Annotated in this window: 13 protein-coding genes and 1 riboswitch; all 13 genes read left to right on the top strand. The window is 61.7% G+C overall.

Going from position 1 to position 14,759, the window contains the following annotated elements; all coding sequences use genetic code 11:
• The first annotated feature begins 21 nt into the window (after nucleotides 1-21).
• A complete protein-coding gene (locus EYW47_RS33390; protein ID WP_133199087.1) occupies nucleotides 22-1,029 on the top strand; it encodes a hypothetical protein in 1,008 nt (335 codons plus the stop codon).
• A gap of 23 nt (nucleotides 1,030-1,052) precedes the next feature.
• The gene (locus EYW47_RS33385) at nucleotides 1,053-2,540 is read left to right on the top strand and encodes a hypothetical protein (protein ID WP_133199086.1); all 1,488 of its coding nucleotides are present in this window, start codon (nucleotides 1,053-1,055) and stop codon (nucleotides 2,538-2,540) included.
• 8 nt (nucleotides 2,541-2,548) lie between these two features.
• On the top strand, nucleotides 2,549-3,814 hold the full coding sequence (locus tag EYW47_RS33380; protein WP_133199085.1) for an aspartate aminotransferase family protein: 1,266 nt from the start codon (nucleotides 2,549-2,551) through the stop codon (nucleotides 3,812-3,814).
• Entirely contained in the window at nucleotides 3,811-4,716 is a 906-nt protein-coding gene (locus EYW47_RS33375; RefSeq protein ID WP_133199084.1) for an EamA family transporter, read from the top strand. Before EYW47_RS33380 ends, EYW47_RS33375 begins: the two co-directional genes overlap by 4 nt.
• Before the next feature lie 13 nt (nucleotides 4,717-4,729).
• Nucleotides 4,730-5,161: a GNAT family N-acetyltransferase gene (locus tag EYW47_RS33370; protein WP_133199083.1), complete on the top strand. Its 432-nt coding sequence runs from the start codon at nucleotides 4,730-4,732 to the stop codon at nucleotides 5,159-5,161.
• Nucleotides 5,162-5,545: 384 nt separating this feature from the next.
• On the top strand, nucleotides 5,546-5,998 hold the full coding sequence (locus EYW47_RS33365) for a CidA/LrgA family protein (RefSeq protein WP_133199082.1): 453 nt from the start codon (nucleotides 5,546-5,548) through the stop codon (nucleotides 5,996-5,998).
• A gap of 20 nt (nucleotides 5,999-6,018) precedes the next feature.
• A complete protein-coding gene (locus EYW47_RS33360) occupies nucleotides 6,019-6,741 on the top strand; it encodes an LrgB family protein (protein WP_133199081.1) in 723 nt (240 codons plus the stop codon).
• Nucleotides 6,742-6,863: 122 nt separating this feature from the next.
• Entirely contained in the window at nucleotides 6,864-7,634 is a 771-nt protein-coding gene (locus EYW47_RS33355; protein WP_133199080.1) for a glycosyltransferase family 2 protein, read from the top strand.
• Between the two features lie 74 nt (nucleotides 7,635-7,708).
• A riboswitch (S-adenosyl-L-homocysteine riboswitch) is annotated at nucleotides 7,709-7,815 on the top strand.
• A gap of 31 nt (nucleotides 7,816-7,846) precedes the next feature.
• Entirely contained in the window at nucleotides 7,847-9,265 is a 1,419-nt protein-coding gene (ahcY, locus tag EYW47_RS33350; protein ID WP_133199079.1) for an adenosylhomocysteinase, read from the top strand.
• Nucleotides 9,266-9,417: 152 nt separating this feature from the next.
• Nucleotides 9,418-9,771, top strand: a complete 354-nt coding sequence (locus tag EYW47_RS33345) for a phage holin family protein (protein ID WP_133199078.1) — start codon at nucleotides 9,418-9,420, stop codon at nucleotides 9,769-9,771.
• 53 nt (nucleotides 9,772-9,824) lie between these two features.
• Complete coding sequence (gene metF / locus EYW47_RS33340) at nucleotides 9,825-10,655, top strand: methylenetetrahydrofolate reductase [NAD(P)H] (RefSeq protein WP_133199077.1); 831 nt, start codon at nucleotides 9,825-9,827, stop codon at nucleotides 10,653-10,655.
• 234 nt (nucleotides 10,656-10,889) lie between these two features.
• Nucleotides 10,890-13,097 carry an O-linked N-acetylglucosamine transferase, SPINDLY family protein gene (locus tag EYW47_RS33335; RefSeq protein WP_165976747.1) on the top strand — a complete coding sequence of 736 codons (2,208 nt, stop codon included), beginning with the start codon at nucleotides 10,890-10,892 and terminating at the stop codon, nucleotides 13,095-13,097.
• 450 nt (nucleotides 13,098-13,547) lie between these two features.
• Nucleotides 13,548-14,759: ABC transporter substrate-binding protein (locus EYW47_RS33330; protein WP_240764026.1), on the top strand; the 1,212-nt coding region annotated here is incomplete at its 3' end.

The raw sequence follows: 14,759 nt of genomic DNA, 5'->3' as shown, positions 1-14,759 counted from the left end.
TCAACCTCTACTGAGGGCATCATGCTGGCTCCCGAAATTTCTGAACTTTTCCATTGCCCGACCCTGCGAAAAGGCGTCAGGATCGAGGAAACTACCGACGGATTGTCGATAATTTACGGCTACCAGTCGTGCGATATCTCCATCAGTGCCGAAGCGAGATCATCGGTGCGTGCATTGATCGAGTCCATGAAGATTGGTAATGAGACATTGGATCAGCTGCGAGGTCGACACCCGTCAGTTGCATCATCGATCGACGGGCTGCTTGGTGAGCTCGACAGATTGGGGCTCGTCACAGAATCAAGCTTCGAATGGCCTGCCGGCACCCTTTCTGGACCCGAGTTCAACGCTCATCTTCGCGACCTGACCGTTCGTGCCATGCAGGCTCGCTGCACGTCGAAGTTGTTCTCGATGATGAAAGATGGATCGTTGACCCGGGAGATGCTGATCGGCTACGCGCTCGAGTATTACTACATCGTCCGCGCAGCGCCGGGCCTTATCGCCCCGGCGCTCTCACAAGCTGACAGCCGTAAAAACCAGCAGACCATACAGCGTTTCTTGGTCTCCGAACTCGATCACGATCGGATGCTAGCCGAAAGCCTCGAGGCGGCAGGAATCGACACATCCGGAGGCAAGCTGGATTCATTGCTACCGCTTCCTTCCACATTCGCGCTTTGCGCCGCACTCGGCGTCTACGCGAAGCAACATTTGCTCTCCTTTCAAAGCATTCTATTTCTCTTCGAAATTCCGAGCGTCAGCTTCAATGAAGCTCTGGCTTCGTGCTGTGCGAAGGTTGGTCTGCCAGCAGAGTTCGCGAAGCCATTGCTCGCTCACGCAAGCATCAATGACGCTCTCGATCACGAAGATGTCACAGCAGATCTTCTGGCCGAACGAAGCGCAATCTGTCGTGAAGAGCAACTTATAGTCGAAAAGAACCTAGTGCTTGCGATCGAAACGATGGCACAGCAGGAAGAAGAGATCATCGGCTATTACGGTAAGCCGAACGCAGTGATCCCCCGAATCTTTCAGTGATTTCGCTAGCAGAGAGGCAAAGAATGGAATCTTGGCATATTGACCACTACGACATGCCGCGGCTCGTCCCGCTATCGGTAGATCTCGACAAGGATGGCCGAACCGTCGTGTTAAGTTCAGGTTCGAATGCATATGAAATTGTGTCAAATGAAATCGATGGCTCGCAACTTCTAGACAGCATTCGGTCAATGGCCGACCCTGAATCGCAACTCTGGTCTGACATCAAACTGGGCTTGGCACAGCCGTGGCAAGCGAACCTGATAAAAAAGCTCGACGAGCTCTCGCTGGTGCAGAGCAAGCCCGCCGATTTGCGGGTTTTTGAGGATAGCAATGAACTTTGCGAAAAGCTCGTGCGCAAAGCGGAAGCCGTATTGATTCGCGCCTCGAACGGCCAACACGACAAGTATCGACAAGCCATTTCCATGTTCGTACATGCGCTTGACGTCCCGCTCCCGAAAACTGACATGTTTTCGGTCGACGATATCCGGTCTGCTACTGACCATGACGACTTCGCCCTACAGACCTTTTTTCTGCAGAGACTCTATGTCGAAGAGAACCTTCCAATTGTCGTTTCTCTGTGGCGTGACATTCTGCTCCGGGTAGGCCATTACCTCGGGATGACCCTCGGCAAACAGAGCTCACCATCCCAAATGCAAGCGACAACTGCTGGCTTTTATTGCAATGCGCACATTGAGGCATATCTGATGTGCCTGGTAGATCTCTTGCATCTGGCGACGACCGAGGGTCGTGCGCGTCGCGTAGCAGCGACCGCAACATGCGACCAGATCGAGACCGGACTCAACTTTATGCGGCAAGCTGAAGATTTTGCGTTATCCGCGCTCTCTCATTTAGGGCAATCAAGATACGTCACAGAAATCAACGACAGCGCAACGCAGTTTGGGCCACTGGTTCAGGGTCTTTTCATTGAGCAGTATCACGTGACTCAACGCTTCGTTGAAATCATCGCGCCGCTAATGACCAAGCGCACGCGTTCGCCGATCAAGCAACGTATCTATCGGTACTTTCAGGAAGAGCTAGGGCACGAGATCTTCGAGCGCGATACCTGTGTCGCGCTCCGCATAGCACCAGAAAAGTTGGATAAAGCGTTGCCGCTTCCATTGTTTCAGGCCTACGTGGATGCTTTCACAGTGCTTGGGCGGTACGACGCAATCGGCTACATGAGTTCAATCATGGTCACGGAAGGCATGCTTGGTGTCGATAACCCTGTCCATGAACGTCTGGAAAAATTGAGCTCTTCTCTAATCGAATACAAAAAAGTGGCGAAACGCCACGATGATCTGAACCTTGAACTGAATCACGCGGCTCTGTCGCGTTTGTTCTTTGAGGAGCTGCGAGCCATTTCCCCAGTGGCGCAACGTCGTGCGCTCGCCAACCTGGCATTCCTGATTGAGCTAAATTTTCGGGCGATGGATCAGGCCGCAGAGTTTTACGGCAAGCAGCATGATCTGACGATCTGTTCGCTCACAACGTACGCGGATACGCTTTCCTGATCGGCAAAATGGGTACAAAAACAGACGAATACGAGCGCTTCGTGAACCCGGCTTGGTCCGATGTTGTCCAACTCGCCGGGCTTAACACAAAGCCCGTTAGTGCTTCGGGAAGCTGGATTACGATGCAAGGCGGAAGCCGATTTCTCGACTTCGTGTCCGGGTACGGTGCGATGCCGTTTGGACATCATCTGCCCGCGCTCCTATATCGCTTGAGCAACGACCTGCACTCCCCGTTGCCAAATCTCAATCCCCTTGGTATCTCCTTTGATGCCGGCGCGCTGGCCGCACAATTGATCGAACTGAGTGGCTTGCCTGATGGAAAGGTGTATTTCGGCAGCAGCGGCGTCGAAGCAGTCGATGCTGCGCTGAAATTCGCGATGGTACATACGCGCCGGAAAGGGATCTTGACAATCGGCGGTGGATTCCATGGCTTGTCACACACAGCGACATGGCTGGCTGGCAACTCATTCTGGCGCCGTAACTTAACGCCACCTCCGGAAGACTTCAAACAGGTAGACTTCGGCGACGTGGCGGCGATCCGAGCGCATCTCGCTCGCAAGGACGTAGCGGCGGTCCTGCTTGAACCGGTTCAGGGAACCGCAGGAGCACGCGTCTGGAATCGGGAGGACCTTGCTGATATCGCCAGTGAATGCGACTTATATGGAACCGTGCTCATTTTCGACGAGATTCTCAGTGGTTTAGGCAGGACTGGAGACTGGTTCGCCTATCAGACCCTCCGCGCTTCGCCGCCGCAGATGGTACTGCTGTCCAAAGCACTGACTGGCGGACTTTTCCCGGTGTCAGCTGTTCTCATGCGAAATTCGATCTATCAGTCGATGTTTGGACGCGAAGGCGCCGCGAAAATTCACGGATCGACTTTCAGCGGCAACAGATTAGGTATGCGTTGTGGTTTGCACGTCCTTACGTTGCTGCGTGAACTCAAGCTTCGCATGAACGTATGTACGCAAGGCGAGCGCCTGCGTAACGGCATCGAGCATGCCGGTGCTAGCCTCGGCCTTCGCTGTGACGGGATCGGCCTTGCCCTTTCGATCCGGACGACACCAGAATGCCTCCGGCACCTTGGCGACGCGGTGGCAGCGCGGCTTTGGCATGCGCTTCTGAATAAGAATGTACTCACGATTCCAGCGGCTCACGATCCGGCGTCGATACGCTTGCTTCCACCGCTGAACGTGACAGCATCCGAAATCGACTTCTTCATACAGGCGTATGAAGCCGCGTTACTTGATATGCAAAACGAACAGGAGGCAACTTGAAGATCCAGCATATCGCACTTGCAACGCTGGTCGCAGCGATTTGGGGTCTTAGTTTTGTGGTCGTCGCGATCGGCCTCCGTGGATGCCCACCACTGCTCCTGGCAGCTCTGCGCTTCGTTATTGTGTTTGCCGCTGGCGTTACTTTTCTTCGCCGGCCCAAGTTGCCTTTCGGCCTTTATTTACGCACGGGGCTTTGTCTCGGAGTTATCCAGTTCGGCTGTCTTTTTTTTGCGATCCAGTTGGGGGTGCCTGCAGGCATCGTGTCAGTGCTTGTTCAAATGCAGGTCTTTATAACGCTCCTGTTCTCCGGCATCTTTCTGAGAGAAACATCCACTTCGGCCCAAAAATTCATGATGGTGCTTGCGTTGCTTGGTGTGCTGTTACTTGGCTACGCACGATACCACGCGATGCTTCAGCTAGCTCCCGTCGCACTCGCGCTTCTTGGTGCAGCTGGATTTGCGTGGGGAAATATCGAGTTGAAACGTGCAGGAAAAGTAGACATGTTTGCATTTACCGTGTGGTTTAGCATCGTGCCGCCGATTCCTCTGCTGCTGCTTTCCCTGATGACAGAAGGCGGCCCGATCGGACTTGCGAATGCATTCAGGAACTTGACTTGGACAAGTGCTTTAGCACTGCTCTTTCTGGCTCTCGTGGGTACGCTCTTTTCGTTGGGCGCATGGGGAAAGCTTATGAGCCTCTACCCGGCCTCGCTCGTTGCCCCCTTCTCGTTGATCAGCCCGGTCTTCGGTATGTTGGGCGGCTGGTTAGTGCTCAACGAACACTATGATGCGATAAGCATCGCTGCGTCAGGCCTCATTGTCATCGCACTCGCGGGAAACATCTATGCGGTGGGATCCAGACAGAACGCCGCGGCAAACCGGAAGCCCCGCCCCGTAATTTGAAGGATTGAATCGAATGCTGACAAACGTACTGCGTATCTCAAGCGACAACTCTGAATTGGATATCGATGTCGTTTACGATTTTCTACACAAACATGCTGCCTGGTCGAAGGGTATAGGGCGGGAAACTGTAGAACGAGCCATTGAGCGATCTTTGTGTTTTGGTGGATATCTAGGCCAGCGTCAAGTTGCGTTCGCCCGCGTTGTAACAGATATGGCGACTTTCGCGTACCTGTGCGACGTATTTGTGCTACCAGAGTTCCAGACTCGCGGATATGCCCACGCGCTATTGGACCACATCTTTGGCTCTGACCTGCTCAAGGGGCTACGCCGGATCGTCCTGGTCACATCGAATGCACACGGCGTCTATAAACGTCATGGGTTCACTAACATCAGCCACCCGGAGCGATATATGGAACTTTATAGACCGAACATCTACTCAGCGTGAATGCGTCGCTGCCTTTGGGATTATGGTCACAGAGGTGGGCGCGTCATACTCACGCCCGGCGCAGGCTCAGACGCCGTGCCGAGCTTAGGTGCTGGAGCGATAGCGCTTACCTCGTGCCTCGATCGTGGCAACCTTGTACCTGCCGGGCGACGAAATCAAACACGCCAGGTACATGGGTCAAGCGTGTGCCGTCCCATCACGTGTGATTCTGGCTGCCGCACCACCTCGATGAAATAGCGAAGGGCGCGCAATTCCACAGTTGTGTCTCCTGTCTGCCGGTGATTGCATTCCATTATGGAATGCAATCGATAAGCCTAAGTCATTTTATTTATGCTGCGCCGCACCCTATACTGACTTCCATTCCACTGTCACTTAGGGTTTGCCATGACTTCTCCGACTACCTCCGCAAGGACCCCGCAAACGGGTGGGCTGGTGCGCGTTGGCCGGATTGCGGCGCAGTCCGCGCTGCTCGCCGGGGTCTGGTTCGCCGCTGACGCGCTCGTGCGCACCACGCATCTGCCCGTGCCGGGCGGCGTGGTGGGACTCGTGCTGCTGCTGGTGCTGCTGTTTTGCGGCGGCGTGACGCCGCGCTGGGTGAAGGCGGGCGCGGACTGGCTGCTCTCCGACATGCTGCTGTTCTTCATCCCGGCCGCCGTGGCGGCGGTGCAATACGGCGGTCTCTTTCGCGCCGACGGCTGGCGCCTCGCGCTCGTGGTGGCCGGCGGCACGCTGATGGTGATGGTGGCCGTGGCGTTCGCCGTGGAGCAGGCCGCCCGCCTCGAGCGCCGTCTCGCGCTGCGCCGCGTGCGCCACTCGCGCCACATGGCGCGGGCCTGAGCGTCACGCCGGGGTCAATCATGAACACGTTCTACGCCTCCCTGTTCGCCGACGACGCCTCGCGGCTGATCGCCGCCGGCTGCTTCGTCCTCACGGTCGCGCTCTATTTCGCCTCGAAGGCGCTCTACGCGCGCTTTCGCTCGCCGTGGCTCACGCCGCTCGTCGCGGTGCCTGCGGTACTTGGCGCGGTCGTGCTCCTGCTGCACATTCCGTATCCGGTCTACTTTCAGGACACACGCTGGCTCATGTGGCTGCTCGGCCCGGCTACGGTTGCATTCGCCGTGCCGATCTACGAATACCGCGAGCTGCTCAAGCGTCACTGGATCTCGCTTGCAGTCGGCGTGACGGTGGGCATCGTGGTGGCCGTGGGCGGCTCGCTCGTTCTCGCCAAGCTGCTGCATCTGTCGCCTGAGCTGCAGCGCAGCCTGATGACGCGCTCGGTCTCCACGCCGTTCGCGCTCGCGGTCTCCGACAAGATTCACGCGCCGCGCGACCTCACGGCGCTCTTCGTGATCGCCACGGGCGTGTGCGGCATGCTGTTCGGCGAACTGGTGCTCGGCGTGGTGCCGCTGCGCACGCGGCTTGCGCGCGGCGCGCTGTTCGGCGCGGCGGCGCACGGCGTAGGCACCGCGAAGGCGCGCGAGCTCGGCAGCGAGGAAGGCGTGGTCGCGAGCCTCACGATGATGATCGCGGGCGTGGTGATGGTGCTGCTCGCGCCGGCACTCGGCTTCCTGCCGATATAAGGGGGCGGCCGCCCGCCAGGGTGTGCCGTTGCGTCGCGGCCACGCAGCATTTCACGATGTCGCGACACGCCTATGATCCAGCCTGTTGCCGCGGATCATGCGGTTCATTGCCGCTGTCTTTCATGTCCCCCATTTCGATCATCATCCCGTGTTTCAACGGTGCCGCCACGCTTGCGCGCGCGCTGGAGAGCTGCCTCGCGCAGCGCGACGCCACACATATCTTTGTCGTCGATGACGGCTCGTCCGACGCCTCCGCGTCCATCACCCGTGGCCATGCCATGCGCGATTCGCGCGTACGGCTCCTGCAGATGGTGAGCAACGGCGGCGCGGCTCGCGCGCGCAACTGGGCGGCGCTGCACGCGCCAACCCCGCTTCTCGCCTTCCTCGACGCCGACGACGAATACCTGCCCGGCGCGCTCGCCGCCGCCCATGAGCACATGGAGCAGCACCCGCACGAAGCGGCGATCCGCCTCGACGTCGACTACGTGGGGTTTCCCGAGCGGCTGACGAAGCATCCCGATTTCGAGAAGTACGCCGCCGTGCTCAGCAACACGGTGCCGAGCAGCCTCGTGATCCGCCGCAGCGCCTTTCTCGCGCTGGGCGGTTTTCCGATGGACGACTTCTTCCGCCGCCACGGCGGCGAGGACGGCGCGCTCTCGTGGACGCTGCGCGAGATCTTCGGGCAGCGCCGCTTCACCAGCGGCAAGCAGGTGCGCATGCACTACCACGCGGGCATTCATGCGGAGCGCTTTTTGAACATCCAGATGGGCTTCGTCGAAGCGGACCCGGCTACGACGGCCGAAACGGTGCGCTGCTCGCAGGCCTTTCTCGACGCCGCGATCGCGAGCGTGAAGCAGGTGCGCGCCCTCGACCTGGCGCAGCCGGATCACTGAATCCGCAGGCGCCGCGCCGCGCGAGTGCATCTGCGCCGCGCGGCCGCCATCTCGTTTTGCTACAATCACGCCTCGTCTTCGAGGAGCGTTGCGACGGATTTTCTGTGATCCGCCAGGCTCGAAGGTGCTCAATCCGGTTGAATTCCCTGAATCGACCGCACTGAAACGGCGCTCACGTCTTATTTCTAGTCACTTTTAGAAAGGAGGGCGTGATGAACGCCGCAATTCCGCAAGATCAAGCCAACGATTTCGTCGTCGCCGATATGGCACTTGCCGGCTGGGGCCGCAAGGAGCTCGACATCGCCGAAACCGAAATGCCCGGTCTCGTGCAGACGCGTGAAGAGTACAAGGCGCAGCTGCCGCTCAAGGGCGCGCGCATTGCCGGCTCGCTGCACATGACGATTCAGACCGGCGTGCTGATCGAGACCCTGAAGGCGCTCGGCGCCGACGTCCGCTGGGCCTCGTGCAACATCTTCTCGACCCAGGACCACGCCGCCGCTGCGATCGCGCAAGGCGGCACGCCCGTGTTCGCGTTCAAGGGCGAATCGCTCGACGAATACTGGGAGTTCTCGCACCGCATCTTCGAATGGCCGAACGGCGAGTTCGCCAACATGATCCTCGACGACGGCGGCGACGCAACCCTGCTGCTGATCCTCGGCTCGAAGGCCGAAAAAGACCGCTCGGTCATCGCCAAGCCGACCAACGAGGAAGAAGTCGCGCTCTACAAGTCGATCGCCGCGCACCTCGAGATCGATCCGCAGTGGTACTCCAAGCGCCTCTCGCACATCAAGGGCGTGACCGAAGAAACCACGACCGGTGTGCACCGCCTGTACCAGATGGAGAAGGAAGGCCGTCTGCCGTTCCCGGCGATCAACGTGAACGACTCGGTCACGAAGTCCAAGTTCGACAACCTGTACGGCTGCCGCGAGTCGCTCGTGGACGGCATCAAGCGCGCCACCGACGTGATGATCGCGGGCAAGATCGCGGTCGTGGCCGGCTACGGCGACGTGGGCAAGGGCTGCGCGCAATCGCTGCGCGGTCTGGGCGCCACCGTGTGGGTCACCGAAATCGATCCGATCTGCGCGCTGCAGGCGGCGATGGAAGGCTACCGCGTCGTGACGATGGAATACGCCGCCGACAAGGCCGACATCTTCGTGACGGCCACCGGCAACTACCACGTGATCGGCCATGACCACATGAAGGCGATGCGCCACAACGCGATCGTCTGCAACATCGGCCACTTCGACTCGGAAATCGACGTCGCTTCCACGCGCCAGTACCAGTGGGACAACATCAAGCCGCAGGTCGACCACATCATCTTCCCGGACGGCAAGCGCGTGATCCTGCTGGCCGAAGGCCGCCTCGTGAACCTCGGCTGCGCGACGGGCCACCCGTCGTTCGTGATGTCGAACTCGTTCACGAACCAGACGCTCGCGCAGATCGAACTGTTCACTCAAGGCGCGAAGTACGAGAACAAGGTGTACGTGCTGCCCAAGCACCTCGACGAGAAGGTCGCGCGCCTGCACCTCGCGCGCATCGGCGCGAACCTCTCCGTGCTGTCCGACGACCAGGCTGCGTATATCGGCGTCGACAAGAACGGTCCGTTCAAGCCGAACCACTACCGTTACTAACAGATACAACGCTGCATAACGCGACACAACGCGGCCCTCATTTTTAAGCCGCGTTTAAGCGACCAGGCCGATGCTGTGATCACGCCCGTGCGCCGCGCCGCTTGCGGCCGCGCACGGGCCGCACACATCACAACGACGCAAAAGGAGTTTCCATGACCGTGCTGCTGACCTGGCTGATCAATGCGCTCGCGCTCCTGATCATCACCTGGCTCGTTCCGTCGATCCACGTGCGCAGCTTCGGCACCGCACTGATCGTCGCGCTCGTGCTCGGGCTCATCAACGCCGTCTTGCGCCCGGTGCTCATCCTGTTCACGCTGCCCGTGACCATCCTCACGCTCGGCCTGTTCATTCTCGTGGTGAACGCGCTGTGCTTCTGGCTGGCGGCTTCGCTGCTCAAGGGTTTCGAGGTGTCGGGCTTCTGGTCGGCGTTCTTCGGCTCGATCCTCTACAGCATCGTCTCCTGGCTGCTCTCGGCGCTGATCTTCGGCAACCGCAGCCTCGGCTGACGCCTGTCCTGGCCGAAGCGCCAAGCTTCGGCCGGCTTATTACGAAAGCGATCATGAAACCGATCGAACTCTCATTCGAATTCTTCCCGCCGAAGACCCCGGACGGCGTCGAGAAGCTGCGTGCCACGCGCGCGCAGTTGCTCACGCTCAAGCCGCGTTTCGTTTCGGTGACCTTCGGCGCGGGCGGCTCGACGCAGCAAGGCACGCTCGACACCATCGTCGACATCGCCAAGGAAGGCGTCGACGCGGCGCCGCACCTCTCGTGCATCGGCTCATCCAAGGAGAGCCTGCGCGAGATCCTGCGCCAGTACCGCTCGCACGGCATCCGCCATATCGTGGCGCTGCGCGGCGACCTGCCTTCGGGCATGGGCGCAGTGGGCGAGCTGCGCTATGCGTCGGAGCTCGTCGCGTTCATCCGCGAGGAAACCGGCGACGCGTTCCATATCGAAGTGGCCGGCTATCCCGAGTACCACCCGCAGGCGCGCTCGCCGCGCCACGACCTCGAAGCGTTCGCGAAGAAGGTGAAGGCCGGTGCGAACTCGGCCATCACGCAGTACTTCTTCAACGGCGACGCGTACTTCCGCTTCATCGAAGACGCGAGGAAGCTGGGCGTGGACGTGCCCATCGTGCCCGGCATCATGCCGATCACGAACTACACGCAGCTCATGCGCTTCTCGGAGATGTGCGGCGCCGAAGTGCCGCGCTGGATCGCCAAGCGCCTGGAAAGCTTCGGCGACGACCGCGAGTCGATCCGCGCATTCGGCCTCGACGTGGTGACGGACCTGTGCCGCCGCCTCATCGAGAACGGCGCGCCGGGCCTGCACTTCTACACGCTCAACGCGGCGGGCGCGACCAAGGCGATTTGCGAGCGGCTCGATTTGTGAGCGCCTGAGCAACGCTTGAGTCCCAAGCCAGCCGCCACACGCGCGGCGCCATGCAAACCGCGCGGCACCCTTCACAAGGGGCCGCGCGGTTTTTATTTGCGCGGCCTTTGCGGCTTGGGCTTGTGACCTATGTCAAGAAACGCAGACGGGACGCTGCTGATAATCGAGGGTTTTTATCCGCGTAGTCGCGCAATGACACACGTCGTGCGCGGCAACCCGCAGCAACCCCTGCGCATGACGACTTCCGATCCCGAGATCACGCTGCAAGCCGGCACCTTCGCCGATGCCGTCGCCGCCTGGCGTGCCGGCGCGTTAGAGGAGGCGCGCGCACGCTGTGCACGGCTCATCGCGGCCAATGCACAGGATGCCGATGCATGGCATCTCGCCGGCATCCTCGAAACGGCGCGCGACCGGCTGTCGGCGCGCGCGCTGTTCGAGCGTGCGCTCGCGCTGCGCGAAGACCGCAACTTCCTCGTGAGCCTCAGCCTCACCTATGACGCGGCCACCGAGGCGCAGGGCGCCTTCGCTGCACTCGAGCGCTCGCTCGCCATCGATCCCGATTTTCCGATCGCGTTAAACAATCTCGCGAACCTGTACTCCGCCCAAGGGGACTTCACGCGCGCGCTGGCGGCGTTCGAGCGCGCGCTCACGCTCACGCCCGACAACGCGGGTGCGCACTACAACTATGGCAGCGTGCTGCTCGCGAGCGGCGACGCGGCGCGCGCAGAGGCGCCGCTGCGCCGAGCCGTGGCGCTCGACGCGGGGTCAGTGAACGCCTGGAACAATCTCGCGAACGTCCTGATCGCATTGCAGCGCACGGATGAGGCAATGGCCGCGCTCGAACATGCGCGCACCCTCACGCCGGAGTCCGCCGACGTGCTCACGAATCTCGGCTGCCTGCTGCGCGCGCGCGGCCGCCATGCCGAGGCGCAAGCGGCACTGGAGCGCGCGCTCGCGCTCGCGCCGCACAACGCGTCGGCGTGGAATAACCTGGGCAACGTGCTGGTCGACCTCTCACGCATCGACGCGGCGCGCGCCTCGTTCACGCGCGCCCTCGAACTGAAGCCGCGTTTCGCCAACGCCTGGAGCAATCTGGGCAATGCGCACAAGCACGCGGGCGACATCGAGTCCGCGCTCGCGTGCTATCGCGAAGCGCTCGCGTGCGAGCCCGGCAGCATCGGCGCGCATAGCAACTACGTCTACGCGCTGATGTTCGCGACCGACGACGGCCACGCCATCCGTGCCGCCGCCGGGCAACTGTCCGCGCATCACGAAGCGGCCCTGCTCGCGCAGCCGGTGGCGCACGCGACGGTGCCCGATGCGGCGCGGCGCTTGCGTATCGGCTATGTCTCGCCGGACTTTCGCACGCATTGCCAGATGCTGTTCACGACGCCGCTGTTCGAGCATCACGATCATGCGGCGTTCGAGATCGTCTGCTATTCGAGCGTGGCAAAGCCGGACGAGGTGACGGCGCGCCTCGCCGCTCATGCCGACCTCTGGCGCGACGTGCGCGAATTCGACGACGCGCGGCTCGCGCAGCAGATCCGCGAGGACCGCATCGACATTCTCGTGGACCTGACCATGCACATGGACGGCGCACGCCGTCTCGTGTTCGCGCGGCGGCCCGCGCCGGTGCAGGTGGCGTGGCTCGCCTACCCGGGCACCACGGGCAGCGCGGCAATCGGCTGGCGGCTCACCGATCCGTGGCTCGACCCCGTCGGCGCGCCGGGAGTGGACGATCAGTACACCGAGCGGTCGCTGCGCCTGCCCGACGCCTTCTGGTGCTACGACGCGCTCGCGCCCGAGATCGAGGTCAACGGGCTGCCGGCGCTGGCCGCGGGACACGACGGCCACCTCACGTTCGGCTGCCTGAACAACCCCTGCAAGCTCACCGATGCCACGCTCGCGCTCTGGGCGGGCGTGTTCGCGGCGCTGCCCACGGCTCGGCTCGTACTGATGGCGCCGCCCGGCGCCGCGCGCGAGCGGCTCGTGGCGCGCCTGAGCGCGCATGGCGTCGATGCGGCGCGCGTGCGCTTCGTGGGCTTTCAGCCGCGCGAGGACTATCTGCGCAGCTGGGCGCAAATCGACATCGCGCTCGACACGTTTCCCTACAACGGGCATACCACGAGCCTCGATGCGTTCTGGATGGGCGTGCCGGTGCCCACGCGCATGGGCCGCTCGGCGGCGAGCCGCGCCGGCCTCTCGCTGCTCGCCAACCTGGGGCTGCCGGAGCTGGCTGCGCACACCGATGCCGCGTACGTCGAGATCGTGGTGTCGCTCGCGCGCGATCCGGCACGCCTCGCCGCGCTGCGCGCGGGCTTGCGCGCGCGCATGGCGGCCTCGCCGCTGATGGACGGCGCACGGTTTGCGCGCAATATGGAAGCCGCTTACCGGCTCATGTGGCGTGACTGGTGCGAGCGAGCGCAGCCGGTGAACGGCTGAAATGGCCGCCGAGGGAAGGCCGGGAGTGGCGGGGAGTGGCGGGAAGCGGCCGGGCGCCCCCCAGGATGGCTCAGGGCAAGCGCCGGGCGGGCGCCGCTTGCCCGCGCAACTGCAAACGGCATAACGGCGCGGTAAGGTCCACTGCCGGTGAGCGCACGCTGCGGCCGGCTGGCGCACCGTTTGCGCATCGGCGCGCCGTGAAGCGAGCGAAATGCGACAGAAGAACGACGAAAAAGCAGCAAAAACGCAATCGGCGTACGTTCTGACAGCAGACCCGAGGCGATCCGGGCAATTCCGCGCGAATTGGCTCGGGCAGCCGCTCGCAGCAAGGCTGTCAACCAGGCATTTCCTGCTCGCAAAGGTCATTTTGGCTGGCTTGTGAGCGCGGGTAGTGCTCTTGTAAGATCGCGCTACGCTGGCTCACGAGGTCGGCACCGAACTGGAGGAAACATGAAAGAAAACAAACTGTTGCGTGCTGCACGACTGACGTCTCTCGTGGCGCTCGCAGCGGCATCGATTGGAGGCGCCTCCCTCGCGCACGCCGCGGGTAGCATCCCGAACAAGACGCTCGTCTACTGCTCGGAAGGCAGCCCCGCCGGCTTCGACCCGGCCCAATACACGACCGGCACCGACTTCACCGCGAATACGTTCACCGTCTACAACCGCCTCGTCGAGTTCGAGCGCGGCGGCACCAAGGTCGAACCGGGTCTCGCGCAATCGTGGGATGTTTCCCCTGACGGCAAGACCTACACGTTCCACCTGCGCCATGGCGTGAAGTTCCAGACCACGTCGTTCTTCAAGCCCACGCGCGAATTCAACGCGGACGACGTCGTGTTTACGTTCGACCGCATGCTCAATCCGAACAACGCGTTCCGCAAGGCCTACCCGGTCTCGTTCCCGTACTTCACCGACATGGGCCTCGACAAGCTGATCGCGAAGGTCGAGAAGGTCGATCCGTACACCGTGAAGTTCACGTTGAACGAGCCGAACGCGCCGTTCATCCAGAACATGGCGATGGAATTCGCCTCGATTTTGTCGGCGGAATACGCGGATCAGTTGATGAAGGCCGGCAAGGCCGCCGACATCAACCAGAACCCGGTCGGCACGGGTCCCTTCATCTTCAAGAGCTACACGAAGGACGCGACCATCCGTTTCGATGGCAATCCTGATTACTGGAAGCCGGGCGCGGTGAAGCTCTCGAAGCTGATCTTCTCGATCACGCCGGACGCCAGCGTGCGCGTGCAGAAGCTCAAGCGCGACGAGTGCCAGGTGATGACCTATCCGCGCCCCGCGGATATCGCTCCGCTGAAAGCCGAGCCGACCATCGCAATGCCCTCGCAGCCGGGCTTCAACCTCGGCTATCTGTCGTACAACGTCGAGCACAAGCCGCTCGACAAGCTCGAAGTGCGCGAAGCGCTCGACATGGCGATCAACAAGAAGGCGATCATCGACTCGGTGTACCAGGGCGCGGGCCAGGCGGCGACCAACCCGATGCCGCCGACGCAATGGTCCTACGACAAGAGCCTGAAGGCGAACCCGTACGACCCCGCGAAGGCGAAGGCACTGCTCGCGAAGGCGGGCTTGTCGAGCGGCTTCGAGATCACGCTCTGGGCGATGCCGGTGCAGCGCGCCTATAACCCGAATGCACGCCTGATGGCCGAG

The organism is Paraburkholderia silviterrae (assembly GCF_004353915.1).
GTDB classification, from domain to species: Bacteria; Pseudomonadota; Gammaproteobacteria; order Burkholderiales; family Burkholderiaceae; genus Paraburkholderia; species Paraburkholderia silviterrae.
The sequence above is the reverse complement of the archived record's forward strand: the minus strand, read 5'-3'. Positions and strand labels throughout refer to the sequence as shown.